Source organism: Mucilaginibacter sp. UR6-11 (genome assembly GCF_020880695.1).
Lineage (GTDB): Bacteria > Bacteroidota > Bacteroidia > Sphingobacteriales > Sphingobacteriaceae > Mucilaginibacter.
On sequence record NZ_JAJIWO010000001.1, the window covers coordinates 1,042,975 to 1,069,207 of the forward strand.

17 protein-coding genes and 1 pseudogene are annotated in these 26,233 nt (G+C 44.0%); 14 read left to right on the plus strand and 4 right to left on the minus strand.

Translation table 11 applies throughout. The annotated features are described in order from the left end of the window. The first annotated feature begins 9 nt into the window (after positions 1 to 9). Both LJ658_RS04910 and LJ658_RS04915 read left to right on the plus strand, forming a co-directional pair. On the plus strand, positions 10 to 1,959 hold the full coding sequence (locus LJ658_RS04910) for a M56 family metallopeptidase (protein WP_230545344.1): 1,950 nt from the start codon (positions 10 to 12) through the stop codon (positions 1,957 to 1,959). A gap of 36 nt (positions 1,960 to 1,995) precedes the next feature. Further along, a complete protein-coding gene (locus LJ658_RS04915; RefSeq protein WP_230545345.1) occupies positions 1,996 to 4,443 on the plus strand; it encodes an outer membrane beta-barrel protein in 2,448 nt (815 codons plus the stop codon). A gap of 65 nt (positions 4,444 to 4,508) precedes the next feature. Here LJ658_RS04915 and LJ658_RS04920 read toward each other — a convergent pair whose 3' ends face one another. Further along, positions 4,509 to 5,249: a basic secretory family protein gene (locus tag LJ658_RS04920; RefSeq protein ID WP_230545346.1), complete on the minus strand. Its 741-nt coding sequence runs from the start codon at positions 5,247 to 5,249 to the stop codon at positions 4,509 to 4,511. 347 nt (positions 5,250 to 5,596) lie between these two features. Here LJ658_RS04920 and LJ658_RS04925 point away from each other — a divergent pair, with 347 nt between their 5' ends. The 9 genes from LJ658_RS04925 (at position 5,597) to LJ658_RS04965 (ending at position 19,819) form a co-directional block, all read left to right on the plus strand. Continuing rightward, positions 5,597 to 6,184 (plus strand): RNA polymerase sigma-70 factor, encoded by a 588-nt coding sequence (locus LJ658_RS04925; protein WP_230545347.1) that lies wholly within the window; start codon positions 5,597 to 5,599, stop codon positions 6,182 to 6,184. Positions 6,185 to 6,274: 90 nt separating this feature from the next. Then, complete coding sequence (locus LJ658_RS04930; RefSeq protein ID WP_230545348.1) at positions 6,275 to 7,396, plus strand: FecR family protein; 1,122 nt, start codon at positions 6,275 to 6,277, stop codon at positions 7,394 to 7,396. Positions 7,397 to 7,627: 231 nt separating this feature from the next. Then, on the plus strand, positions 7,628 to 11,023 hold the full coding sequence (locus LJ658_RS04935) for a SusC/RagA family TonB-linked outer membrane protein (RefSeq protein WP_230545349.1): 3,396 nt from the start codon (positions 7,628 to 7,630) through the stop codon (positions 11,021 to 11,023). Positions 11,024 to 11,031: 8 nt separating this feature from the next. Beyond that, positions 11,032 to 12,504 carry a SusD/RagB family nutrient-binding outer membrane lipoprotein gene (locus tag LJ658_RS04940; protein WP_230545350.1) on the plus strand — a complete coding sequence of 491 codons (1,473 nt, stop codon included), beginning with the start codon at positions 11,032 to 11,034 and terminating at the stop codon, positions 12,502 to 12,504. Positions 12,505 to 12,533: 29 nt separating this feature from the next. Continuing rightward, positions 12,534 to 14,060 carry an alkaline phosphatase family protein gene (locus tag LJ658_RS04945; protein WP_230545351.1) on the plus strand — a complete coding sequence of 509 codons (1,527 nt, stop codon included), beginning with the start codon at positions 12,534 to 12,536 and terminating at the stop codon, positions 14,058 to 14,060. 716 nt (positions 14,061 to 14,776) lie between these two features. Then, positions 14,777 to 15,847: a sensor histidine kinase gene (locus LJ658_RS04950; RefSeq protein ID WP_230545352.1), complete on the plus strand. Its 1,071-nt coding sequence runs from the start codon at positions 14,777 to 14,779 to the stop codon at positions 15,845 to 15,847. Further along, positions 15,844 to 16,575 carry a LytTR family DNA-binding domain-containing protein gene (locus tag LJ658_RS04955; protein WP_230545353.1) on the plus strand — a complete coding sequence of 244 codons (732 nt, stop codon included), beginning with the start codon at positions 15,844 to 15,846 and terminating at the stop codon, positions 16,573 to 16,575. Before LJ658_RS04950 ends, LJ658_RS04955 begins: the two co-directional genes overlap by 4 nt. 178 nt (positions 16,576 to 16,753) lie before the next feature. Then, a complete protein-coding gene (locus tag LJ658_RS04960) occupies positions 16,754 to 19,009 on the plus strand; it encodes a TonB-dependent receptor (RefSeq protein ID WP_230545354.1) in 2,256 nt (751 codons plus the stop codon). 3 nt (positions 19,010 to 19,012) lie between these two features. Continuing rightward, the gene (locus LJ658_RS04965) at positions 19,013 to 19,819 is read left to right on the plus strand and encodes a DUF4249 domain-containing protein (protein WP_230545355.1); all 807 of its coding nucleotides are present in this window, start codon (positions 19,013 to 19,015) and stop codon (positions 19,817 to 19,819) included. A gap of 9 nt (positions 19,820 to 19,828) precedes the next feature. Here LJ658_RS04965 and LJ658_RS04970 read toward each other — a convergent pair whose 3' ends face one another. Further along, on the minus strand, positions 19,829 to 20,038 hold the full coding sequence (locus LJ658_RS04970; protein WP_370632934.1) for a winged helix-turn-helix transcriptional regulator: 210 nt from the start codon (positions 20,036 to 20,038) through the stop codon (positions 19,829 to 19,831). 93 nt (positions 20,039 to 20,131) lie between these two features. On the opposite strand from LJ658_RS04970, the gene LJ658_RS04975 reads away from it, so the two are divergent. Then, entirely contained in the window at positions 20,132 to 20,347 is a 216-nt protein-coding gene (locus tag LJ658_RS04975; RefSeq protein ID WP_230545356.1) for a hypothetical protein, read from the plus strand. Between the two features lie 15 nt (positions 20,348 to 20,362). Beyond that, a pseudogene (locus tag LJ658_RS04980) lies at positions 20,363 to 20,665 on the plus strand (FISUMP domain-containing protein); the annotation flags it as partial. A gap of 26 nt (positions 20,666 to 20,691) precedes the next feature. On the opposite strand, the gene LJ658_RS04985 reads toward LJ658_RS04980, so the two are convergent. Next, a complete protein-coding gene (locus LJ658_RS04985) occupies positions 20,692 to 23,928 on the minus strand; it encodes a glycosyl hydrolase (RefSeq protein ID WP_230545358.1) in 3,237 nt (1,078 codons plus the stop codon). A 287-nt stretch (positions 23,929 to 24,215) separates the two neighbouring features. Next, a complete protein-coding gene (locus tag LJ658_RS04990; RefSeq protein WP_230545359.1) occupies positions 24,216 to 24,647 on the minus strand; it encodes a DUF3864 domain-containing protein in 432 nt (143 codons plus the stop codon). 246 nt (positions 24,648 to 24,893) lie between these two features. Here LJ658_RS04990 and LJ658_RS04995 point away from each other — a divergent pair, with 246 nt between their 5' ends. Continuing rightward, a complete protein-coding gene (locus LJ658_RS04995; protein ID WP_230545360.1) occupies positions 24,894 to 26,171 on the plus strand; it encodes a TlpA disulfide reductase family protein in 1,278 nt (425 codons plus the stop codon). Positions 26,172 to 26,233 lie beyond the last annotated feature (62 nt).

Genomic DNA, 26,233 nt, shown 5'->3' on the forward strand with positions numbered 1-26,233 from the left:
TAAAAGATCATGACATTTCTGACAATCACTTCCTCTTTAATAATAACCGACCAATTTATCGGCGCGCTTTGTAATACCCTGGTACATTCGTTGTGGGAAGGGCTTTTGCTCTCGGCCGTAACCGGTTTGATTATTATTTTTACCCGGAAGGCAAGCGCCGTTACCCGGTACAATTTATTAATAACAGCGCTATTATTATTTGCTGTTGCGGCGAGCGTTACTTTTTTCATCCAGTTTAACCGGGAACAAATTACGGGGATAAGCGGGGTGTTGCCAACGGTCCGGGCGGGTTTGGTTGGGCCGCCTGTTATAGCCAATGACATAACCGCCATTGAAACTACCGGTTTTACCAATCAGTTATTCGGCTATTTAAACAACCATCACAATGCTATTGTGTTGGTCTGGTTTCTGGTTATCTGCGCAAAAAGCATACAGCTGGTTATAGGATTATTAGGCATACGCAGATTAAGGCAGACGAATATCATCCCTGCAAACAGCTATTGGTACGATAAGATGCAGCAATTGGCTGATGAGTTAAATATAAGTCAGGTTGTGGGATTACTGGAATCCGGCCTGGCAAAAATGCCCATGGTGATAGGCAATTTAAAACCAGTGATACTGATCCCTATTGGATTATTGACCACTTTATCAACCGAAGAAGTGGAAGCCATTTTGGTGCATGAACTGGCACACATTAAACGCCGCGACTATCTGGTTAATCTGTTGCAGGGCCTGATAGAAATTGTGTTCTTTTTTAATCCGGCCGTGCTATGGATCTCGCAATTAATAAAAACCGAACGCGAAAACTGCTGTGATGACCTGGCGCTGGCCCAAAGCAGCAATAAGGTAAATTATATCCGCGCGCTGGTAAGTTGCGAGGAATATCAACAGGCCATTCCGGCCTACGCCATAGGTTTTACGGGCGGTAAACACAGTTTAATTGACCGGATCAAGCGTATGGCAAGCAACCGTAATCATTCCCTTAATTTATTTGAAAAAACCATGCTGGCTGTTTGCCTGGTAGTATCTGGTTTATGTTTTTCGGCTTTTTCACAACAGGAAAAGGTTGAAAATATGGCCGATACTGTTGTTAAAGTAATCCACCATATTAATGTTAATCAGATTCAGCAACAAGAACTGGTAAATCCAACCCCTCCCCTAAAAAAACAGCTTGATAAGATTAACAAAAACGTTGCTGTAATTAATACCAATGCAACCGGATTAATGGCCGCTGATACCCTGCCGTCAAAAACAGAACAACATAGCGATAGGCGTATAGATGCGGTTACCTCACAAACGCCACCTGTTAATGTTCGTCTTGACCCGTTAAATGTCAGACTTGATAACGTAAATGTATCAACCAATTTAAAAGCAGATGTAAAAGCAAACGTCAACACCTCTGTGAACGTTGTGGCCCGGGTTGATACAACAATTAAAAAAATCGTGACGGTGCACTACGCGGATAAAAACACTAAAAAGTCTGCTCACAGTATTAACCAGGTTTTCACCTATAAAACAGATAGTGTTTATAAAAAGAACTACAATTATAACTACCACCCAAAAGTTAACGTCAACTATAGGTACACAAATAAAAACGACAGCGTTTATAAAGTAAATTCCAACTACAAATACACGCCTAAAATTGATGTTTATTCAAAAGGATATTCGGCCGACACATCAAAAAAATCATTTCCAAAGTCAGGGCCATTAGTATTAGCCAGACCAATGGCAATTGCAGCACCAAAGTTGAAGGTTAATCCATCAACACCCAGCTTTGCCGATGAATTGCTAAAGGCGGGTTTAATTAACAATAAAGGCAATTTTAAAGCAGAACTTAATAATAAGGAGTTAGTTATAAACGGCGTAAAGCAATCGGAGGAAAACCACCAGTTGATGTTGCAAAAATTTATGAAAAAAACCGGCGACAAAGTGAATTTGAGTTTTAGTCAAATCCAATAGATCTCTTCTTAAAACTACCTACCAACACTTATCAGTATGAAAAAATATAAACTGGTTCTTTTAACCATATGGGGATGTTTCGCCCTCAATTTTGCAGCCGCGCAATCTGCCGGATCAAAATTGTCAGGTTCGGTAACAGACAACAACACCCCACTTGATGGAGCCAAAGTAAGTTTACTTGCAGGAAAAGACTCGACAGTAATAAAAACAACACTGACTAAAGCTGATGGCAGGTTCGTTTTTGAGAACCTAAAGGCTGGCAGTTATTCACTACGCATAACTTCCGTAGGTTATAAAAATTATCTCAGCCATGATATAAGTATAACAGCGCAAGAACCGGTCAACTTGCCGGCCGTTCATCTCTCCCCGTCAAACACCGCATTAAAAGAGGTGGCTGTAAACGGTCAAAAAGCTTATGTGGAACAAAAGCTGGACCGCACAGTAGTTAATGTTAACGCACTTATATCAAATACCGGCAGCAATGCTTTGGAGGTTTTACAGAAAACCCCGGGTGTATTTGTTGATGCCGATGGCAATATCACTTTTAAAGGCAAAAGCGGTGTAATGCTAATGATAGATGATAAGCCAACTTACCTCTCAGCGGCTAATCTGGCAACTTATCTCCGGTCGCTGCCATCATCAGCGTTAGATAAAATTGAGCTAATGGATAACCCGCCGGCAAAATATGATGCAGCAGGTAGCGCCGGTGTAATTAACATTAAAACCAAAAAAAACACCATAAAGGGTTTTAACGGCACCTTTACCGGTAGCTATGCCCAGGGTTTTTACGGGCGAACAAGAGAGAGCCTTAATTTAAACTACCGGGTTGATAAGGTAAACCTGTTTGCCAACGTGGGTTATAATAGTAGTCGGTCTTACAGAAGGTTAGAGATAGACCGGCATTATTTTAATGCCGATGGCAGCCCGAACTTCTCATTTAAGGATGTATCTATATTTAGGGGAACAAGTACTGGATATAATGCCAAAGCGGGATTAGACTATTACCTGTCGCCAAAAACAATCTGGGGCATAGTTTTTACCGGCGGTTTATCAAACAGTCATGACGACAGCCCGGTATTCAGCACATTTTATAATATAAGCGGCGCGGCCGATTCGACCATTAGCACCCAAAACATATCCAGGAGCAAATTTGATAATGCCGGCATTAACTTAAATTATGGTCACCAGTTTGACACCACGGGTACTGCCTTAACGTTCGATTTGGACTATATCCGAGACGTATCGGGCAGCAATCAAACTTTTATAAACAATACTTTTACCCCTGACGGTGCTTTGCTTGCCTCGCAAACCTTAAAGAACGACCTACCGGCTTACATTAATATTTATGCAGCCAAGGCCGATTTTACCATGCCTTTAAAAGACAATGGAAAGTTTGAGGCAGGTGTTAAAAGCAGTTACGTAAATACTGATAATGCAGCCAACTATTTTAATGTGCTCAACGGCGTTAGTACCGTAAATTACGATAATACCAATCGATTTTTGTACAAGGAAAACATAAACGCCGCCTACTTAAACTATAACCGCAACTTCGGGAGGTTTGGTGTGCAAACTGGTTTACGTATGGAAAACACCAATGGTGAAGGGCACCAGCTGGGTAATGCGCAACGCCCCGACTCGTTATTTATTAATCATTATACTAACCTGTTTCCTACTGCCTATTTATCTTATAAACTGGATAGTGCGGGCCATAATATGTTGGTGGCGTCATACGGGCGTCGTATAGGGCGGGCCAATTATGGGCAGCTTAACCCGTTTACAGATATTGTAGACAAGTTTACTCATTTTCAGGGCAACCCCTTTTTAAGGCCGCAGTTTACTTATAATTACAAACTGGCTTATAGTTATAAGAGTTTGCTAACCGTAGCGCTGATGTATAATCGCATAGTAGATGGACAGGGCGAAACCATATACCAGGACGGTAACATATTTGTAGGCACCCCGGGTAATATCGGCGAACGCAAAAACTGGGATCTATCGGTAAACTTTAACCTTCAGCCTGCAACGTGGTGGACGGTTAATTTTTATGCCGAAACCTTTTACAATGCATACAGCGGTTTATTACATTCCAGTTATATCAATAACTCCTATACATCCTATTCGGGCAATGCAAATAACCAGTTTACAATGGGTAAGGGTTGGAGCGCCGAGCTAAGCGGCTTTTACAATTCGAGAAGCATATTTGCTCAGTTTAAAAACATCCCTAACGGTATGCTTAATGCAGGCTTACAAAAAAAGATCCTGCAAAATAAAGGAACTGTTAAGCTCAACATTAACGACATCCTACAAACATTCAAGCCAAGTGGCGATATTAATAATATCACTAACACAAAAGCATCCTACCATAATACGCTGGATACCCGGGTTACCACCCTGGCGTTTACCTATAACTTTGGCAAATCCATAAACAACCCACGCAGACGTGCAACAGGCAGTGCCGACAGTGAACAAGGCAGGGTTAAGTAATGAACAAATAATCGCATAAAAAAGCCCCGCCAGAAATCTGGCGGGGCTTTTTCTTATATAATTTTTTAACCTTTTGGCGTGTTAGCCGCCGCATAATCGGCCCAAAGCTGGTCGAACGTTTTGCCGGTTAGATCTTTGATCGTATTATCATTATAAGTATGCGCACGTAACCTGGCATCCAAATTAACAACCAGGCTTGGTTTTACATTTCTTTCAACCCAGATAAAAAAGCGGGCAGTAACGCGATAGCTGTCGGTATAACTTTGAGTAGGTTTAAATTTAGGCAGGAACCATTTAGCACCCGGGTTATCAACGCCGAAAACCGCGCGTACATAATCTGCTATACCTTCAGTAAGCCAGCCCGGGCCCCCGCTATTGCCATAATCCTGCACAATGTGCATTACCTCGTGGGTAACCACATCAATATCTGTGGGCTTTTTCAACATCCAGGCAGGGTTAAAATGCACTACGCCATTAGCTGTGGCGGCTACTCCTTTATAGTCAGGATCAATAATAAAAGTAACCTTATTTAAGGTGTTTTTATTGAAAGTCTCGGCCTCGGCGGCATACGCTGAAAAAAAGGCGTCTATCATCCGTTGTTTTACAGTGTCGCCTTTTTGAGCGAACGTAGCATCTTTATTTATAAAAATAAGTGTATATGTTTTCCGGCTGATGGTGTCGTGTGTAAGCGTATAGGTTTTGCGGGTGATTGAATCGCGGGTAATATATTTACCTGCATCTTCCCAGCCCTGGGCATTTACTTTTAAACCGGCAAACAGGATAATAATTAACAATAGTTTTTTCATTAATTGATATTTAAGGGTTGAATAACGTTGTAACAGGTTCAAATATCCCATTATTTAAGGTAATTAACAAGTGATTGGTATAACAAAAAGGTGTAATACAGAGCGATCTGACTATTCCTGCCCTTCTATAACCATGATTAGGCTGCATATCAAATGGTCGTTGAACAAGATCTCAAAATTGCAGGTTGATAAAAATATTGTGCGTTAGTATATTCGTTGATTTTTCCGACTTAGTTGTCGCCCATAAATAGGCTTAATGTATCTCTTGTTCTTAGAAATTTAATATTAAGGTAATAAGCCTGTTTTACTTTGCGTCCGTTAAATATATCCCTGATCATTATAACGACGTGGAACGCTTTACAGATTCTGAATTATTGGAACTGATAGTAAATGACGACAATAAAGCATTTACAATTATTTACAACCGCTATTTCCACCAGCTAAAACGCTTTGTTTTAAGGATATTAAAATCGCCTCAACTTACCGAAGATATTATACAGGAAGTTTTTATACTGATTTGGGCAAACAGAGCCAAACTAACCGGCGTTAAATCGATCAAAGCTTATTTATTTATCACCGCCCGTAACCGGGCCCTTGATAGTTTGAAGGCGGCATTCCGATCAGAAGTTGCCATGGCCGAGATTATCCAAAAGTTTATTGAGCAGCGTAATGTTATTGACGATGCATTGCTTGATAAAGAATATCATATTTTTTTAGACAAGGTTTTGGCCACATTACCGGACCGCAGCAGGCAAATATTTGCCTTATGCCGCGAGCAAAGTAAATCATACGATGAGGTTGCCGATATTTTAGGCGTCTCACGCAATGCTGTAAAAAACCACATGGTATTATCTATGAAGATACTTCGCACTTCGGTAAAACAAGAGCTTGGTATTTCCTTAATGTTATTACTAGCCTGGGTTTTTAGCCGCTAATTACTTAAATGCATTAAGTAATTATTAACTTTTATTTCAGTCCTACCCTGCCTTTAACTTTTACTGTCTTAGTATTTAAAAGCCATAATAATGGATGAAAGATATTATAAACAGTTAGTAAAAAGATACCTGGAAGGCAGTGCCAGCAATGATGAGCTGGAAGTATTTGCGCACCTGCTAAAAGATGGCAAGCTGGATAATTATTTAATACAAACGCTAAACAGCGAGGGTGGCATTAACGATGTAAATACCATAGCCCCAAGCAGTTTAACCAAAAAGGTTCAGGGTGTACCTTTTTGGTTAAAATACGCGGCTGCGGTATTCTTATGCACAACAATTGCTGTATACGGCTATTACTATTCTCTTAAAGATAAACAGGAGGTTGCAGTTGCGCCTGTAAAAAATGATGCTTTGCCGGGAGGTAATAAAGCTGTTTTAACTTTGGCCAATGGCCGAAAAGTTATTTTAAGTAGCCAGGCTAACGGGGCAATAAGTAAACAAGGCAGCACACGGGTTAACAAAGTGCAGGACGGTCTTTTAGTTTACCAGCCATCACGGGAAAATACAGTAGCGCAACCTGTTACTTATAACACAATTAGTACCCCTAAAGGAGGGCAGTACCAGGTTAGGCTCCCTGATGGGTCTAATGTGTGGTTAAACTCCATATCCACTATTACCTTTCCTACAGTATTCAATGGAAGTGAACGGGACGTTACCATCACCGGAGAAGTTTATTTTGAAGTAGCCAAAAATCAAGACCAACCATTTATAGTACATGCTGCCGGCCAAACTGTTAAGGTATTGGGTACCCATTTTAACATCAACGCCTATCCTGACGAAAACGCGGTGAAGACAACGTTGCTTGAAGGTGGTATTAAAATTAGTACACCATATGGCGAGAAAATAATTATTCCCGGGCAGCAAGCTCTCGTATCCAGCCGACATATTACCATTGTTGACGACAGTGACACGGAAGCCGCTGTAGCGTGGAAAAATGGAAATTTTGTCTTTAATAATACTAGCCTGCCGGCTTTAATGCGCCAGTTGGCGAGGTGGTATGATGTCAATATTATTTATAGCGGCACGGTGGCAGATCATGAATTTGTTGGCCAGATTAAACGAAGTGTAAAGCTTTCTGTAGTTCTTAAGATACTAGCAGCCAGCGGTTTGCATTTTACCGTAAACGGCAAAAATGTTTATATACAACCCTAATTGTTCAGCAATACTAATCCCCCCTTAAAAAAATGAAACCAGAAAAGTAACCACCTCAAAATTACACCCAAAAAAACCGGCAGTGCGCTAACACCACCGGTTAATGCTTGGGTGACCAAAAAACTATCGACAGAATTATTAACCCCCAAACAATGTAAATGTATGCAATTTAACCAAAGCAGTAAAGGTGCTGCAAAGGAAGTTTTCCCTTATTTCAAATATTTCATAGTCATGAAATTAACGGTCTTATTAATAACCATAGCGTGTTTACAGGTATCGGCGGCTGCGACAGCTCAACGCATTACCCTTCATGCTAAAAATGCCCAACTGGGTAAATTGCTTCTTACTATAAAGCAGCAGAGTGGCCAAAATATCTTTTATGATAACCAATTGATCAAAAATACGCCGCCAATTGATGTTTCCATACAAAACGGCACGTTAGAAGAAGCGCTGACCATAGTTTTAAAGGGACGGCCCTTAACTTATACAATTGTAGATAACACGGTAGTTATCAGCAAAAAACAAAGTGCAGTAAAAGCAGTTAACGCGCCGGTTCATATAACAGGCATAGTTACTGATGATCAGGATATGCCCTTACCCGGGGTATCTGTCAGCGTAAAAGGTACGGTAAACGGTGCTATTTCTGATGCTAAGGGCAGTTATAACATTACCGCCGAAACAGGCCAAACGCTGGTGTTTTCTTCTGTTGGATTTAAAAAAGCAGAGATAATAGTAAATAACAAAACTATAATAAACATAAAAATGATACCTGATGCCGCGCAATTAAATGATGTGGTTGTAACTGCCCTTGGGATTAAACGCGAAGAGAAATCATTAGGCTTTGCGGCGCAGACCGTTAAGGGAAAAGCGGTTGAGGATGCCAAAACCAATAACTGGGTAAACGCGCTTTCAGGTAAAGTTGCAGGTCTAAATATACAGGGTACCGGTTCGGGTCCCATGGGTTCATCGCGGATAACGCTCCGTGGCGAAAACTCACTTAACCTTGATAATAACCAGGCGCTTATCGTATTGGACGGCGTGCCCGTAAATAGTAAAATAACAGGTACCGGCTTTAAAGCACATTTGGCTACTGATAGCCCGGTAGATTTCGGGTCGGATGTTTCCGATATCAATCCGGATGATATTGAAAGCGTTACCGTTTTAAAAGGCCCGGGTGCTACTGCGCTTTATGGCAGCAGGGCGGCAGGTGGCGCTTTGATTATTACCACCAAAAGCGGCGCCCGGAAGGACGGTGGTTTAGGTGTTACTTATAATCTTAACCTAAGCATCGACCAGGTTAACCGCTGGCCTGCCTATCAATATGAGTACGGCGAAGGAAGAACCTCTGCGTACTATTCCTATGGTGATAGCCCTGACGGGATAAATACCAGTACCAACACTTCTGCAGGCAGGGCCTGGGGGCCTAAGTTTAATGGTCAATCTTATTTCCAATATGACCCTAATACGCCCGATAACAAAGCAACCGCACGGACTCCATGGGTAGCCTATCCGGATTATATTAAGGGCTTTTTCCAAACCGGTTCAACCGTTACCAATAACGTATCTATCGAAGGCGGTAGTGATAAAAGTTCAGCCAGGTTATCTGTTTCGCACCTCGATAATAAATGGATCATCCCTAATACCGGCTTTAAAAGAACGTCGGTAGCTTTATCGGTTAACCAAAAAATAACTGATAAGTTAAAGATCAGCGCTAAAGCAACCTACACCAATAAAAGCAGCGATAATTTACCATCGGCAGGTTATAATAACCAAACGTTGATGTATTTTTTAGCTATTGGGACCGCTCCTAATATTAACCATAACTGGTTTAAGCCTTATTGGACACCGGGATTGGTAGGCGTTCAACAAAAGAACCCGTTTAACCCGGGGCCCGACAATCCGTATATTGACATTTACGAAGATCTGAACAAGCTCTCAAAAAACGGATTTATTGGTACAACTTCAGTGAATTACCAATTCAATAAAAAGCTGGAGCTAATGTTACGAACCAGCCTGGATATGTCGAGCGAATTTCGCTCGGACCAGCGTCCTTACAGTATTACCAAATATCCAAAAGGCAGCTACCGCGAATCGAACGTATTTAGTTATGAAGCTAACAATGATCTATTGCTAACCTATAAGGATGAAATAAACAGTAAAATCAAGTATTCTGTTAATGCCGGCGCTAATGCCTTGAGTCAAAAATATAATTTCCAGGGTATTTATGCCGACCAATTGGCACAACCGGGTGTTTACCAGCTTTCTAACAGCCTTGATCCGGCTGTGGCCGATCCTTTGCGGACAGAAAAGGCGGTGAACAGTGTTTATGCAGCTACCCAATGGTCATTCAATGATGCTTATTTTCTGGACCTTACCGGCCGTAACGATTGGAGCAGCACATTACCTTATAAAAATAATTCTTTCTTTTATCCGTCGGCAAGCCTTAGTGTTTCGCTGGGCGATGTTTTTACATTACCTCAGGAAGTATCCTTTGCAAAAGTTCGTTTATCTTACGCCCAAGTAGGCAATGATACGCGGCCCTATCAGACCTCTAAATACTATGACAAGATTTATAGCAATAGTTTCACCACGGCCACTACACTGTATAACCCTGCGCTTAAACCCGAGATTACATCGAGCTACGAAGCTGGTCTTGATCTGCGATTGTTTGGTAATCGTTTATCAACCGATATTGCAGTATATCGTAATAATAGCCGAAACCAAATATTAGCTATACCACTGGATCCTACTTCGGGCAACGCAAGCGCGTTGGTAAACGCCGGGCTGATAGAAAGCAATGGCGTAGAAGTTCAGCTTAAAGGCACGCCGGTAAGTAACCCCGGCTTTAAATGGAATACCACTCTGAACTGGAGTGCAAATCGTAGTTACGTACGTGAATTAACGAATGGGTTGACCAGTCAGGTTATTTACAGCCACGATGGGAATGTAACAATCGAGGCGCGGGTTGGCGGCAGGATGGGTGATCTCTATGGCTTAGGCTTTCAACGCTCGCCAGCAGGTAAAGTTATCTATAATTCTACCGGCTTGCCGGCCCCATTAGACCCGGTGGCAAAAAACCGGGGTAACGCATTTCCTGATTGGAAAGCCGGATTGATAAATGAGTTTACGGTTAACAAAGTACGCTTCAGCTTCCAGTTCGATTATCAACACGGCGGCAAAATGTTCTCGCAAACCAATCATAAAAACAACACCTTGGGTAAAACGAAAATTACCTTGCCGGGCCGCGATAATGGTATTGTTGGCGATGGGGTAGTATTGGGTAGCGATGGCGTTTATCTTCCAAACACGGTTAACGTTTCTGCAAGCTCTTATTATGAGAATTTTTATGCCATCAACAATGCCGAGAATAACATTTTTGACACCAGCTATTTGAAATTACGCGAGGCGCGTGTTGAGTTTAATCTTCCTTTGGGCTTTTTAACCCGGGCAGGCATTAAACAAACTTCAATAGCCGTCTACGGACGCGATCTTTTCAATATCACCAAGTTTCCGGGATTTGATCCTGAAGGTGGTAACTTAAATAGCGGCACATTAACGCCGGGTGTTGAATTGATGCAATTTCCTTCAGCACGCACCATGGGCCTTAATTTAACATTCAAATTATAATCACAATCATGAAAAAGATATATACACTCATCTTCTTGTTCAGTTGCATGTCAATTTCCTGCACCAAGAATTTCGAACAGATTAATACTGACCCCAATCGCCCTAAAGAAGTAAACCCTGGTGTGGTGTTAGGCCAAATGCAATATCGCATCGTAAGCAGCAGTATTAGCGCTGCCCGCGGCTTCACGCACGAACTGATGCAGGTTGACGCGCCGCGAAGCAGTAGCGGTGGCGGGGTACACCGTTACGTTATTACCCCCGGAACCGGCGTATGGACCAGCTTTTATACCTACCTGGCCGATATAGATGTAATCATAAAAGGTGCGGAGCGGCTAAAGGAACCCAATTACAAGGCGATAGGTTTGGTGTACAAATGCTGGGCCTACTCTATTTTAACAGATTTGTATGGTGATATTCCATATTCGGAGGCAATGAAAGCTTCTGAAGGTAATTTTCAGCCTAAGTTCGATGCGCAAAAAGATATTTATACGCAGATACTTAAAGACCTGATAACGGCCAATGACTTGTTTGATGATACAAAGGCACTTACTTATGCCGGCGACGGGGTTTATCCTTCAAATGTTTTAACCGGCGGTAAAAACATTGGTATACAGCGTTGGAAAAAATTCTGTAATACCCTGCGTTTGCGTTTGCTGTTGCGTTTGTTAAAGCACAATGCAGAATTAAATGTGTCCGACCAAATTACTGCTATCTTAGCTAACCCAACCAAGTACCCGGTGTTCACATCTAATGTCGATGAAGGGATTTATAAATTCCCTAACGTAACCCCTTACTTTAATCCATACTATACTGCGAGGCAATTAGATTGGAGAGACGGCACCTATTACACAAAGTTTTTTATCGACCGCCTGAATACCTGGAATGATCCGCGCCGCGCAGTATGGGCTTTGACCGTGCCGGTTAACGGGCAAAATGTTTATCAAGGTATTGAAAGCGGCTACCCAACGACTACTGAATATGTGGTTGGCAAAAACTCAAGCTATACCGATGCACTTAAAACATCAGCTATAACCGGCGTAATGATTACCTATGCCGAAGAGGAGTTTATTAAAGCCGAATTAGCATTAAAAGGGTTCACTACGGGCAATACAGCTAAAGCTCATTATGAAAATGGAATAACCGCATCCATGGTACAATGGGGCGTAAGTTTACCCGCCGGGTATTTACAACAAGTGGGTGTTTTTTATGATAATGCTGCCAGCGAAGATATCCGCCTGCAACAAATTATGTTGCAAAAGTATTATGCCTATTTCTTTAACGACTACCAGGCCTGGTTTGAAAAAAGACGTACCGGCTACCCGATACTACCGCGGGGCACAGGTATCCCGGCTGAAAATCAGTTTCCTAACCGTATCCCTTACCCGACTTATCTGCAATCGTTAAATCCGACAAACCTGGCAGCGGCAGCTGCTGCTATGGGTGGCGATAACAGTATGACCAAAGTTTGGTGGGATAAATAATCAATTGTAAACATCTAAAACAGAGTATTATGTTAAAAAAATCAATAGCTATAGTAAGTGTATTCATTATGCTGGTAGCTAATATCTATGCACAATCATCGTCAAATCAAAACAAAACACTGATCGTTTTTTTTGACGGTTTACGTCCCGATTATATCACACCCGAAACCATGCCTAATTTGTATGCGTTCAGGAAACAGGGTGTATATGGCAAACAGCATCACAGTATTTATCCTACCGTTACCCGGGTCAATTCATCGGGGTACTCAACCGGCAGCTATCCGGCAAAAACAGGTTTAATGGGTAACACCGTATATTTCCCGGAAGTGGATAAGCTAAAAGGGTTAAATACGGGTGAGGCGGAAGATCTAAACCGCATTACGAAAGCCACTAATGGCAAACTGCTTACGGCAGTATCTTTAGGCGAGTTATTACAAGCTGCCGGTAAACGGATGATGGTATTTAGTTCGGGATCAACTGGTCAGGCCTTGTTACAAAACCATACGGTGAGCGGCGGTGCTATTGTTAACCCAACCATGATATTACCCGAATCATTTAAAGACGAAGTGGTAAAAGCGGTTGGCCCTACCCCCCCTCATGCTAAACCCAACACTGCACAGCATAAATGGGTGACTGACGCGTTGATCAAATTCGGGCTATCTGCAAATGGACTTGCGGTGAGCGCCATCTGGTTTTCTGACCCTGACGGTACAGCTCATGCGGATGGCATTGGCGCAGAAACATCTATGGCTGCCATCAAATCAGTAGATCATGAGTTCGGAAGAATATTGGATTATCTTAAAAATAATCAGCTTGATAAAACCTATAACATCATCATCTCTGCCGATCACGGTTTTGTAAGTCATGCGGGTAAACAAAATATGGGAGCTTTGCTGCTGGAAAAAGGCTTAAAGAAAGATAAGCTATCTGACGATGTTATTATAGCCGAAGGTGCTATTTATGTAAAGGATCATAACCCTGAAGTTATTAAAAAGATAGTGGCTACCTTACAGGAGCAGGACTTTATAGGGCCTGTATTTACCAAAGGTGCTAAGCATGGTGATGTTAAAGGATGGGTTGACGGTACACTGTCGTTTGAAGCCATCCATTGGAACCACCCAACACGGGTAGCAGATATTTTGGTTGATGAGAATTGGAATGATGATAAGAACCAATTTGGCTACGCTGGTACAAGCTTTTCGGGCGGTGTTGCCGGCCATGGTGGATTCAGTCCGTATGAGGTGCATATTGCATTGATAGCATCCGGACCAGATTTTAAAAAATCGTATGAAAGCGAGTTGCCCACATCTAATGTGGATATCGCCCCGACCGTGTTGCACCTGCAAAATGTTCCGGTACCTGCAACGATGGACGGTAGGGTGCTTTATGAACTATTTAACACCAAACCTACAGGCCCCATTGCGGAAGCAAAAATAGATTCCATACAAACAGAGGTAAAACTATCTACCGGGACTTATAAACTTTTATTGCACCGCACGATTCTTGGTAAGCACACTTATATTGATTATGCAAAAACTACACGTGTGAGCAAGTAGAAATAAGACTAAAAACTGGGAGACCCGCTAGCTGACAATTAAGACACTATTAATTGGGGGCAACCAGAAAGCTTGACATGCGGTAATTTCCCAACAGAAAGTCCTGTAAGCCAGATCTTAGAGGACTTTCTGTTGTAAATGTTGTACCTGAGATAATCGCTAACACGCAACATTTAAGCTGGCGAAATAATCTTATAAAGGGCATGGATGTTAACGCCGGAAATGAATAACGAGCACACCTGTTTTTAAGGCTTGGCTTACTTTTACCGGCATCGGCATAACCCCAGGCTTTGTCGTAAATGACCTTTCCGTTTTGAGCAACGAGTAGAGTACCATTAAACACCCCGGCGATTAGCCGACTGCATCAGAGAGTCAATTCTTTCGACCGGGGACCGTTGCGCAAACCCGGAAGTTAAAAAGCATAAAAAAAGAAAAGACAAAAAAGAATACGTTTCATAATTACAAGACATCGGTTAAATAAATACGTTACAGCAAATGTGAATAAGCATAAACAACAGTTTCAGCGACTGATCAAAGCCGTCATGAATTTATTTGGGGTATGCATCTTTTTCCGCTAAAGTATTTCCACCGGAAACTGGCCGGAGCTTTATTAGATCAAGGGCATGATTTTTTCGACCAAACGAGGTTTGGTCGAAATGCGGAGTGGTTTCGTCTAAATTATGGGCCATCACTATCCTGATACTTATCTTAGTGCCATGTATCACAGAAGGGACGATCAAAAAGAAGCCAGAAATCAGGACCCATTCCTGCATTACCTGGTCGATCGGCCCTACAGTATTTATCGCCGGGCAGCGTTTGTGATCATTTTATTGATCTTGTTGGAAGGCGGAAACGAACAGCACCAGTACGCGGAAGATATTTTTTTGTACTTAAAGCTGGGCGGCTTACTAATCATCTTGAGCCTGATAGCATTGAATATGTATGTGCTGATTCCCCGGTTTTTATTTAAGGGATTGTACAAGACCTATTTTATATGGGTAATTGGCGGAATCATGATTTCTTTCCTGGTGTTTGTACGGATCCGGGCCTGGTTGCCATCCTTGCGCTTATCGGCGCTTCCTTCAAAAACGGTCAATAACACCGGCGATTTCCTGGCTTATGTGGTACTCCTTTGCATCCTCTGCGCAGCTACTGCAGGAGTGAAACTTTTCCAGCGTTGGGTCAAAGATAGGTACCGCCTGACGCAGTTGGAAAACATGCGCATCCATACCGAACTGGACCTGCTGAAAAGCAATGTCAGCCCGCATTTTTTGTTCAATATGCTGAACGGCAGTGAAGTGCTGATTCGTACCGAACCCGAAAAAGCCAGCCAGATGCTCATCAATTTATCCGACCTGCTGCGTTACCAGCTCTATGACAGCAGCCGGGAGCAGGTTTTACTCAGTGCCGAGATTCGTTTCCTGCAGGATTTTCTGTCGCTGGAGAAGATCCGGCGGGATTTTTTTGAGTTCAGTATCGGAGAGACCGGTACGGACAGACCGCAAATGGTGCCGCCGCTGCTGTTCATCCCCTTTGTGGAAAATGCCGTCAAGCACAATATTCAATCGGAGGCCGGTGCCTATGTCTGGCTTGACTTTGTCTTAACGGCTACCGAGTTGGTTTTTACCTGCACCAACTCTAAAGGGGTTCAGCAAGCTACGGAGCCGGGCGGCCTTGGCCTGCCCAATGTTCGGCGCCGCCTGGAACTGCTGTTTCCGGGCCGGCATAGCCTTGAAATCCACAATAACCCGGATAATTATACCATTAAACTGACCTTAAACTTATGAAATGCCTGATCGTGGATGATGAGCCGCTGGCCCGTAAAGGCGTGCATTTGCATCTGAAAAAATATCCCGAGCTGGAACTGGCCGGTTGCTTTAATAATGCCACGGCTGCGGCAGCTTACCTGCAACTGAACCCGGTAGAACTTATTTTTCTGGATATCCGCATGCCCGGCGTTAACGGGCTGGATTTCGCCCGATCGCTGGGCAAACAAACGATGGTGATCTTTATTACCGCCTTCGCGGAATATGCGCTGGACAGTTACGAGGTGGATGCCATTGGTTACCTGGTCAAACCCATTCACCCTGAACGCTTTGATAAAGCGGTGCTGAAGGCACTGGCCTATGAACAACTATTCCGGGAATCCGACAATACGGCTATCGAGTTTGTTCCGGATCACCTGCTCGTCCGCTCTGACCGGCAATATATCCGTATCGCGCTGAACGAGTTGCAGTTTATCGAAGGGCTAAAAGACTACGTGATCCTGCATATGAAAGAGCAAAAGGTTATCACGGCGATGAATCTTAAACAGATCCATCAGAAACTGCCACAGGAGCGCTTCCTGCGCGTCAGCAAATCCTATATCGTCAATACTTCCTTTGTCAAAACCTTTGATAATAACGCGATTTATATCGGGGAGAACGAAGTGCCGATTGGGAACGCTTTCCGTGACACCTTTTTTGAAACTTTTGTCAGGCAGAAAATGATCCCACCAGGAAAAGCCGAAGAATAATACGCGCTGCTGGTTTATGACACGGTTACTAAGGCTTTTATCGCGCTGGCCATTAATCAGTATGTTTCGGCAGGGTCAGTGGCCAAGAAACTACTTTCCGGCCTGCGTTAATCTAATAAACCGGCACTTTCGTCTAAATTCCGGGCGCTTGTCTTATTCACGGTTTACTTTCGCCGTCATGAAAAAACGGCATCTACCGGCCTTCCTGTTACTACTAGCGGGACAAGCGGCCCTGGCACAAAATAAATACACGCTCAGCGGTACCATCACCAATAAGTCTAACGGCGAGACGCTCATCGGCGCCACCATCCGGAGCGGCGCCACCGGCACTGCCACCAACGCCTACGGCTTTTATTCACTGACGCTGACCAAAGGCAGCCACGAGCTTAACGTCAGTGCCGTGGGGCAAAAGCCCAAAACGATCACCATAGACCTGGCTGCCGATCAAAAGCTGGATATAGCCCTGGAAGACAACACCCAGGAACTCCAGACGGTGATCATCTCCGCGCCTTCCCGCGGCGGGCGTGACCTGCGCGGCACCCAAATGGGCGTGGAAAAGCTCAGCATCAAAGAGATCAAGGATATCCCGGTGCTGCTGGGGGAGCGCGATGTGGTCAAGACCCTGCAGTTATTACCCGGTATCCAGTCTGCCGGTGAAGGCAGCGGCGGGTTTTACGTGCGCGGCGGCGCGGTCGATCAGAACTTGTTGCTGCTCGACGAGGCGACGGTCTATAACGCCTCACACCTGCTTGGATTCTTTTCCACCTTTAATTCAGATGCCATCAAGAATGTCAGCCTTTATAAAGGCGACATGCCGGCGCGCTACGGCGGACGCTTATCCTCAGTCATGGATGTGCAGATGAATGACGGGAATAACCAGGGCACCCATGTCAGCGGTGGTGTAGGGCTGATCGCCGCCCGGCTCAACGTGGAAGGCCCGATCCAAAAGGATAAATCTTCTTTCCTGATCTCCGCCCGCAGGACCTATGCCGATGTGTTCCTGAAGCTATCCAAAGATACCGATGTAAACCGCAGCCAGCTGTATTTTTACGACCTGAACGCCAAAGCCAATTATGTTCTGGGCAGCAAGGACCGGATCTACCTGTCCGGCTATTTCGGCAAGGATGTACTGGCCGCGGACAAAGTAAACGGTATCAACTGGGGCAATACCACCGGTACCCTGCGCTGGAACCATATTTTTAACAACCAGCTCTTTTCCAACACCTCGCTCATCTACAGCAATTACAACTATACCATCAGCCTGCGCCAGGATGTGAACGATTACACCATTTATTCCCGCATCCGCGACTGGAACCTGAAAGAGGACATGCAATGGTTTCCCGGCGACGCGCATAGGGTCAATTTTGGCTTTAACGGTGTTTACCACAGCATCAAACCGGGCCAGATCACCGCCAGCGGCAATGCCGGGATCAGTTCCCAGGAACTGCCCAACCGCTTCAGCCTGGACCAGGCTGCTTATGCCGGCGATAACTGGAAAGTGAGCGATAGGTTCAGCCTGAGCTACGGCCTGCGGCTTTCGGCTTTTTCCATCCTGAAAGAAGACAGCCGGAAAACCTATCTGAACGCCGAACCGAGGTTGGGCGCTGCCTATCAGTTGGACGCGCAAAGCGCACTGAAAGCGGCTTACTCCCGCAACGCGCAGAACCTGCACCTGATCTCCAATTCCAGCTCCGGCTCCCCGGTGGATAAATGGGTGGCCAGCACCCAGCTCATCCGTCCCGAACTGGCCGACCAGGTTTCACTCGGCTACTACCGTGACCTGAGCGAACACAAATATGAACTGACCCTGGAAACCTATTACAAAAAACTACAGAACCAGATCGACTACCGCAACGGTGCGAACATCTTTACCAACCAGCCCATCGAAACGCAATTGCTCTATGGCCGGGGCCGCGCTTACGGACTGGAGCTGCTGCTCAAAAAGAAGACGGGCCGCCTCACCGGCTGGCTGAGCTATACGCTGTCCAAAACACAGCGCCAGATCGACGGCATCAACCAGGATGACTGGTACAATGCCAGGCAGGACCGCACCCACGATATTTCCCTGGTTGGAATCTATAAGCTGAGCGAGCGCTGGGTGTTGTCGGCCAACTTCGTTTATTACACCGGCGATGCGGTAACTTTCCCGGCCGGGAAATACCAAATAGATGGCAGCACCTATTACAACTACACCAGCCGCAACGCCTCGCGCATGCCTGCTTATCACCGGCTGGACTTGGGCGCAACCAAACAGCTGAAGCAAACCAAAAAGTTCTCCTCTGAGCTAAGCTTCAGCCTGTATAACGCCTATGGCAACCCGAATGCTTACCGGATCTATTTCCGCGACAACAAGACCGATCCCAACCGGACGGAGGCTGTCCGGACGACCCTGTTCACTTTTGTACCCGCCATCTCTTACAACTTTAAATTCTAAGCCATGAAAAACATTAACTATATCGCTTTACTGCTGCTGCTGTTGAACTCCTGCGAAAAGGCCATCGACCTGAAGCTGCCCGACAATACACCTAAATACGTGATCGAGGCGGTACTGACCAATGAAGCCGGTGGCTGCCGCGTGGCCATCTCGCAAACCAAAGCCTTCACCGGCGACAATACTTTTACGGGCGTCAGCGGCGCTACTGTCACCATCAGCAGCAACGGAAGCGCTCAAACACTTACCCCCACCGGCACGGGCATTTACCAGCACAGCACGTTTAAGGGCGCTCCGGGAAATACCTACCAGCTGACCGTACAGGTTGACGGCAAGACTTTTACCGCCAGCAGTGCCATGCCGCAGCCGGTAGCCTTCGACAGCCTTTATGTAAAAAAAGGTGAGGGCAATAACAAAGACGGCAGCCCGCTTCAGTATGCTTTTGCCGGATATAATGATCCCGGGTCAGTTAAAAACTTCTATCGCTTTGTGCAATACGTCAATAACAAAAAGGAAAAGACCGTTTTTATTGCCGACGACGAATTCACCAACGGCAATAGCGTGAACAACCGCCTGAGCTTCAGCAATGACAACGATGACCCCGCCCGCAATATTAAAAGCGGCGAACAACTGACCGTGGAAATGCTTTGCCTGGACCCGGTGGTCTACCAGTACTGGTACAGCCTCAAAAACGGCGCGGGCGGCGACGGTAACAATGCCGCCCCGTCCAACCCGGATACCAACCTTTCCGGCGGCGCGCTGGGCTATTTCAGTGCACATTTCATTCAGCGAAAAACCATCCTCGTCCTGTAACAACTCACGCTAAATATTAAGAGTGATGACTAACTTGTTCTCTTCAAGGTGTTTCAGTTCTTTTGACAAAACCCTCGTTGTAATTAACGGTAGGCTTCGCTGGATATCACGAAAGCGATAATTCCCGCTGTGTATCGCCCGCAATACGGGGAGTTTCCATTTACCACCTACGACAAACAAGGTGTCCTGCAAATACCTCATGGCCTGTTCCTCTGTCATTCCTTTGATAATTAAACGCTTTGGTATCCTTCAGGGTATTGATATCAAAATTACACTGGATTTAGAAATACATTTGCCTAAAACATGATAATAATGGAAACAATAAAAGATATTGACGGCAATGTTTATCACACCATAGCCATCGGTACCCAGGTATGGCTGATAGAAAATTTAAAAACCACCAAATATAACGATGGCACTGAAATTCCATTGATATCAGCTCCTGCTGAAGTCTGGTATGCGCTAAATTCACCAGGTTATTGCTGGTACGATGATAAGAAAACTAATACCGGCGCTTTGTATAATTAGCATGCCGTAAATACCGGTAAACTTTGCCCGAAAGGCTGGCACGTACCAACTGATAAAGAATGGTCAATATTGGCAGCATTTCTTGGCGGCGAAACGGTAGCAGGTGGAAAAATGAAAACAACCGGTACCGAATCCTGGTCAAGCCCAAACACAGGTGCTACAAATTCAAGTGAATTTACAGCTTTATACAGCAGTTTCCGGGGCAAAGGCGGATTTATTCCTTCAAGCAACGGCCTTTATTATTTTGGAGCAGCACAGCGTATGACGATGTGGATGCCTGGGCGTGGTATTTGCGATTCGACAGGTACAATAGGATGAAAAGATTAGTAACAAGTTCCATAATGTTATTGGTGCTTATAAAAAACTTGAATATTGACAGGCCCGAGCAGGCCTGACGACTCCAAGCCTTTCTTTGGATCGGGGCCAACCAAAGGACGCGTTTTTCTTTGATCGGCAGGTAAAAGTGCATCGCCCAGCAAGCGGTTGACCCATGTATTCACAACGTTAATTTGCAATTGATTATCACCCGGTTTAATCGCTTTGGTGATATCGAGCTGATATGGCGGTGTCCAGCAGCTGCCTACTTCTTTGCCGTTTACGGTTATTTTGGCAATGTCTTTGACAAGGCCCAGGTCAATAATATACCTGGCCGCTGTATCTGCTTTTTTTATTTTAAAAGTATTATGATAGTACGCCGTTCCGGAATAATATTTTATGCTGTCGTTCATATTAACCGACCAATCGGTTAATGTGTTGAATATAAGCGGGTTTGCCGGCCCACGCATTTCCCTGTCAAAATTCACTATCCAGGGATTTTTTATATCAATGCTTTTTTCGGGGAGCTGATAATTTGATTTTGTGGTGTCGCCCGCTGAACCATCTTTCCTAAAAATTATAAATGCGCTACCATTGGCGGCGAGCTGAATGGGAACCGAGGTAGTGTTGCCGGCTTGAATGTAAGATGGCAAATCACGCACATCTCCGGTTACTGCATCCCACAATTCAGGTTTCTTGCTTATTACCCGAAAGTTTGCTTTCATTTTTAACGGTCTGCTTTTTTGGTTAGAGATGAAATAGATTGAGGCATCCCGCAATTGGCGGTGAATGAAAAGAACATTATCGCTTTCAGTTGTCGTAAAATCGGGAATTACTTTGATCATGTCCAGTGCCTGTTGCATATCCACGCCACTGATGACCAGTCCTTTTCCATAATGATTTACTTTATTTTTCTTGCCATCGATGTTGCCCCATAATTCATCAGCCATTGACTTAACCTTTAGGTCGGCTCGGGGATAGTCCTGCAAGCTCGGGGATCTTTCGGGTTTTGGCCCCAATATCACCGCGCCGTTTTGCACCAACTCCTTTATTTTGGACAACAATTCCGGGCGAATCGTTTTAAGTTTAGGCAATACCAGTATACTATAGGTTATGCCGTTGGGTAAAGCAAGCTTGCCATCTTTTACGGAAAGCCTGCCTTTGATCACGTCCCCATTTATATAGTCAAATGAATATCCTTGTGGTAACTTAGGATCGGTAACGCCCATCAATTTAGGGGCATCTTCCCCGATAAAATATGCTGCATCGGCGACATATTGGCCCTGTTGCAGCATCAGGTTACACCTTTTGAGGTATTTCATAAATGGATCCATATCAAAGAACCAAGTATTTGCCCTGTTAAACTCCGTCCCGAACCATGCACTCAGCCCCGGCTTAGCTGTAGTGTCAGCCTGGCTAATAAAAACATGTAACAAAGTATTATTTATACCGTCAGTAAAAAACCGGTCCCCGCGTAATTTCAACATGCCCGGATACGCCCGCCATGGATTGTCGGCTGAAGTAAATGATTCTGCCGACACCTTGATTTTATCATAAATATGAGCCACAGAGGCTGCTGCCCTGTTTTCAAACATACCTAACCGCCCTTCACCCCAGAATTCACCACCGACTTCGTCGGATTGGCCCCCATATTGTAAAAATTCGGCAGGAAATCCAAAATAGCCATAAGGTTCCAGCCAGGTAGTTAATCCATGCTTATGACTTACCTCCCGCAGCCCGCCGACATAATTAAAAGCCGCATCATCTGCAATCAATCGCCGCAAATCCCAGAGAAACCGGTCTGAACGGTCTGAACTGCCCACAACCTTTCCCTGCAAAATAGGAATGAAGGGTGTCGGGTCATATTTAAATTTTTGCTTGAATTCAGGTATTAGCAGATCGGTCCAGTTTTGGCTGCCTGTTTCGTAGCTGTCTGCTACCACGACGGTAAGGGTTTTACGATCCTCCGGGGGAATACGCTTCAATACTTGCCCCACATAAGCATCAAAATGTTCGGCGATATGTTCCTTGCTCATTTTGTCTGTCTCCAGACCAGTTTCCTCCGGCGTTGCAGGGGCGTTATGCATGTTGGTAGGCGTCATGCCCGAACGCTCTATGATCCAATTTCCGGCGGGAACATTCCATTTAAGCGTGCCGTCGGCAGCCATATACTTTGAAATGTCGATTACCTTTTCGGGATCAATAATGTATTTTGAAGGCTCATTTGGCTGCGGCCCCCAGAGGTAGGCGTCCCAGGTCAAATCTTCGGTCTGCCATGCTTTGGCCAACGTTTTTTCCCTGTAACTATCCACCACCGGCGTTCCGGAGAATTTCAATTCGGTTATTCCTGAATTAGCAGAGATCTTGGTCAGCACCAATTTGAAACTGTTAGAAGTCGTGGCCGGTATGGAAATTGCTGATTTGGCCCACGGCAGAAAGCCGAAATTTAAAGCAGGGCTCCGTCTATCGATTGTGAAATGTTTTACTGTAACATAGGTGTTATTTATTTTTGCCTGGATCTCCCCTTCTAAAAACACCGCCTGGTGTAAAATTGATACCGTTAGGCTGCGCACTGTATGGGCCTGCTGAGTGTTGATAGCTAATGAAAACTGCTGGTCGCGGTTTAAATGGATACCGGTCGCCTCGTTGTTATCCATCAGGTTGTCAAGCGAATCAATTGCCGGTATTGATGACAGCTTGTGAGACAGCATACTGATGTCCATACCGTAGTCAGCCGGAACGGGATAAGCGAGGACTTTTACATCCTGAAAATTTACCTGCGGCCTGACCAATTGTTTATTAAATAATAACGGACCTTTTACCATGATCTGTGATGAAGTCAGGTAACGCATGGTCTGTTCGGGCTTTACCCAGGGGCCGCCGGACTGGCTCCAGCCCGGTCCGTTAAACAGGCCGATTGTAATGTTTAAACGGGTAGCTGTTTTAAGAGCAGTATGCAAAATGTCCCACCATTCATCAGAAAGGAACTTAATTTTTCCATACGGGACATCCCCCAAGCCGATATTTCCTATGAAAGCCCGAGTGATGCCTACCTTTTTCATGCTTTCCAGGTCTTTGACCACCCCATCTTTTGAAATATTGTCGGACAGCCAATACCAGTAAACACTGGTTTGAATAGAATCCGGAGCAGTTATAAAACCTGTTTCAATAGTTTTGAAATCAGCAGAAGTGTTTTGAGCTTTTGTTCCGGGTACAATGAAACTAAGTGAGATCAAAAACAGGAAGATTTTTTTTAACGGCATCATAAGGGTCTAAATTTAACAAACCTTTTCAGTAGTTTGCCAAAGATCAATTAGCTGGTCAAATAATTTCTGAAAAATCTTCATCTTTGTTAATATCGGCATTTTCTCCAAACAAGGCCCCTTCAGGGAAATAGGTTAAGAGGTTTACGTTAATATTTTATTGTCATTAAATATTAACGGCTTCATTTTAAAAACTTTTTATGACCAAATATTTGATTCCATAAACGTTTTTGATTTGTTGCCACCCGGCGATTAATTGTTTTTAATTAAATATTTGTAATGCCTGGTTATTATACTTTATCTATTTTCGACAGTGAATCAAGCGGGACCGGTTTATCTTGCGCGCGCGACTGTTTTTGATTTATTTCCCCTAACAGGCTCCATTTGCGCGTCAATTCCGCAGGTTCCTTTGTCGGAATATCATACCGGGTAAAATCAATTACTTTTTCGGGCGTGTTGGTTTTCCAGTCTTTCAGTAATGCCAGGCGAAAATCTTTATTCATAAACCAGCTGATTTCATTGTTGGCATCAGAGCCGCCAACACCCGATCCGCGTTCTACAAAACGGTAGTTAAAGTTATTGCTTTTATAATGTGCCCGCCAAAGCAAACCAAATTCGCCCTGCGTAATTAATTTAGTATCCGGCCAGCGTTTCCGGATGGCAGTTAACCAGCTTTTCAATGTAGAAGGATCATACGGTAAAGACAGTTTCTGTAAGTGCAATTTTCAAAGTGACGTACACAACTTGGGGCTATATAGTGCACGTAATAGCCTGGTTTAGTCTCCTGGAATATCCACCAGTGTCCCCCAAAATTTCAAATGACAAAATAAAAAGCCTCCTCATCTAAATTCACAGGCATATGGTTCAGTCTCACAGTTCCATTATTTTTAATATGTAACTCACCATAATTTTGGCCACAACGGTTAATCAAACTGACAGCAAACCGTTCCATAAATAAAAAGTTAAAAATGAAAACTATCAAAACATTATTATTAGTAATTATGATCTTTTGCATCTCATGGACTGCGAGCGCACAAAACAAAGAAACCATGGTAAGCCGGCTTCAAGCCATGCATAAAGAAACAGATCCGGAAAAAAACGTTATTGCCATGAAGAGAATCATCAAGGATTTTAAACTTGACGGTATAAAAAATGCCGAAGATATTGATGTCCTAAAGGGTGAGGTAGCCTTATCATACCTCAACGTAAATGCGTTTCAAAAATTTGAAGCATATATCAGCCTGGTAAAAAATAAGTTTAATCAAACTTCGTATTTGAATATCGCTGCAATCAACCTGATGAAAAAAACTGGCAACACGGATTATGCGGAAAAGATTGCAAAAAAAACGGTTGAGTTATATGACTCTTTCAAAAATGAACCATCAGCCAGGCCATCGGGCTTTGACCGGGATGATTGGAATCGCTTTATGACAATGTCCGCATACCCTTATTATGAAACCTACGCCGCTGCTCTTCATGTAAATGGCAAGGATAAGGAAGCGCTTTTGTACGAGGAGAAGGCAATTAAAGGCCAGGATTTGAATGATTTGCTCCAGTCATCTGTTGAACTTTATACTGCCTTGTTACAATCGCAGGGGCAAGAGGATAAAGTTTACGATGTTTTATTAAAAATGGCCAAATTTGGCAAATCAAGCTTAAAAATGAATGATCAGCTTAAAGCACTTTCTGTTAAAAAAACTGGTAGCGAGGCTAATGCTTCGTTGTTGTTAGATTCCATTCAAAGAAATATAAGCAAGACGTACAGGACGGAAACAGAAAAAAAAATGATGGCGAATGCCGATGCCCATGACTTCAACCTAAAAGATATTAACGGCAAGAATATATCGCTCTTTGATTTGAAAGGGAAGGTTGTGGTATTGGATTTTTGGGCCACCTGGTGCGCTCCATGCATAGCTTCAATGCCGGCAATGGAGAAAATCACAAAAGAGCACCCTGAAGTTGTATTCTTGTTCATTGCAACACAAGAGACCGGCACAGACGCAGAAACGCGTGTCAGGTCCTACGTAAAAACGCATAACTTTCCGGAAAATGCGCTAATGGATTTCCCCTCACCTACCAATCCGAAAATTTTCTCTTTAGCCGCTTCTTATAAAATAACGGGAATTCCTGCCAAGGTGATAATTGACCCACATGGCAGGGAAAGATTTTTGACCCAAGGTTATACCTCAGATACAGAATTAATAAATGAACTGGAAGCGATGATTGCTATTGCCAAAGAGCAATAGCAACTAAATATTATAATTAACAATAATTGGCGATTTAACATACAGTGTGTACCTTATTAGGC

What these genes read in the sequence shown, in the direction of transcription:
- LJ658_RS04915 (WP_230545345.1), top strand. Translation starts at nt 1,996, where the DNA reads ATGAAAAAATATAAACTGGTTCTTTTAACCATATGGGGATGTTTCGCC.
- LJ658_RS04930 (WP_230545348.1), top strand. Translation starts at nt 6,275, where the DNA reads ATGGATGAAAGATATTATAAACAGTTAGTAAAAAGATACCTGGAAGGC.
- LJ658_RS04970 (WP_370632934.1), bottom strand. Translation starts at nt 20,038, where the DNA reads ATGACAGAGGAACAGGCCATGAGGTATTTGCAGGACACCTTGTTTGTC.
- LJ658_RS04910 (WP_230545344.1), top strand. Translation starts at nt 10, where the DNA reads ATGACATTTCTGACAATCACTTCCTCTTTAATAATAACCGACCAATTT.
- LJ658_RS04935 (WP_230545349.1), top strand. Translation starts at nt 7,628, where the DNA reads ATGAAATTAACGGTCTTATTAATAACCATAGCGTGTTTACAGGTATCG.
- LJ658_RS04940 (WP_230545350.1), top strand. Translation starts at nt 11,032, where the DNA reads ATGAAAAAGATATATACACTCATCTTCTTGTTCAGTTGCATGTCAATT.
- LJ658_RS04985 (WP_230545358.1), bottom strand. Translation starts at nt 23,928, where the DNA reads ATGATGCCGTTAAAAAAAATCTTCCTGTTTTTGATCTCACTTAGTTTC.
- LJ658_RS04945 (WP_230545351.1), top strand. Translation starts at nt 12,534, where the DNA reads ATGTTAAAAAAATCAATAGCTATAGTAAGTGTATTCATTATGCTGGTA.
- LJ658_RS04995 (WP_230545360.1), top strand. Translation starts at nt 24,894, where the DNA reads ATGAAAACTATCAAAACATTATTATTAGTAATTATGATCTTTTGCATC.
- LJ658_RS04975 (WP_230545356.1), top strand. Translation starts at nt 20,132, where the DNA reads ATGGAAACAATAAAAGATATTGACGGCAATGTTTATCACACCATAGCC.
- LJ658_RS04965 (WP_230545355.1), top strand. Translation starts at nt 19,013, where the DNA reads ATGAAAAACATTAACTATATCGCTTTACTGCTGCTGCTGTTGAACTCC.
- LJ658_RS04955 (WP_230545353.1), top strand. Translation starts at nt 15,844, where the DNA reads ATGAAATGCCTGATCGTGGATGATGAGCCGCTGGCCCGTAAAGGCGTG.
- LJ658_RS04960 (WP_230545354.1), top strand. Translation starts at nt 16,754, where the DNA reads ATGAAAAAACGGCATCTACCGGCCTTCCTGTTACTACTAGCGGGACAA.
- LJ658_RS04950 (WP_230545352.1), top strand. Translation starts at nt 14,777, where the DNA reads ATGTATCACAGAAGGGACGATCAAAAAGAAGCCAGAAATCAGGACCCA.
- LJ658_RS04920 (WP_230545346.1), bottom strand. Translation starts at nt 5,249, where the DNA reads ATGAAAAAACTATTGTTAATTATTATCCTGTTTGCCGGTTTAAAAGTA.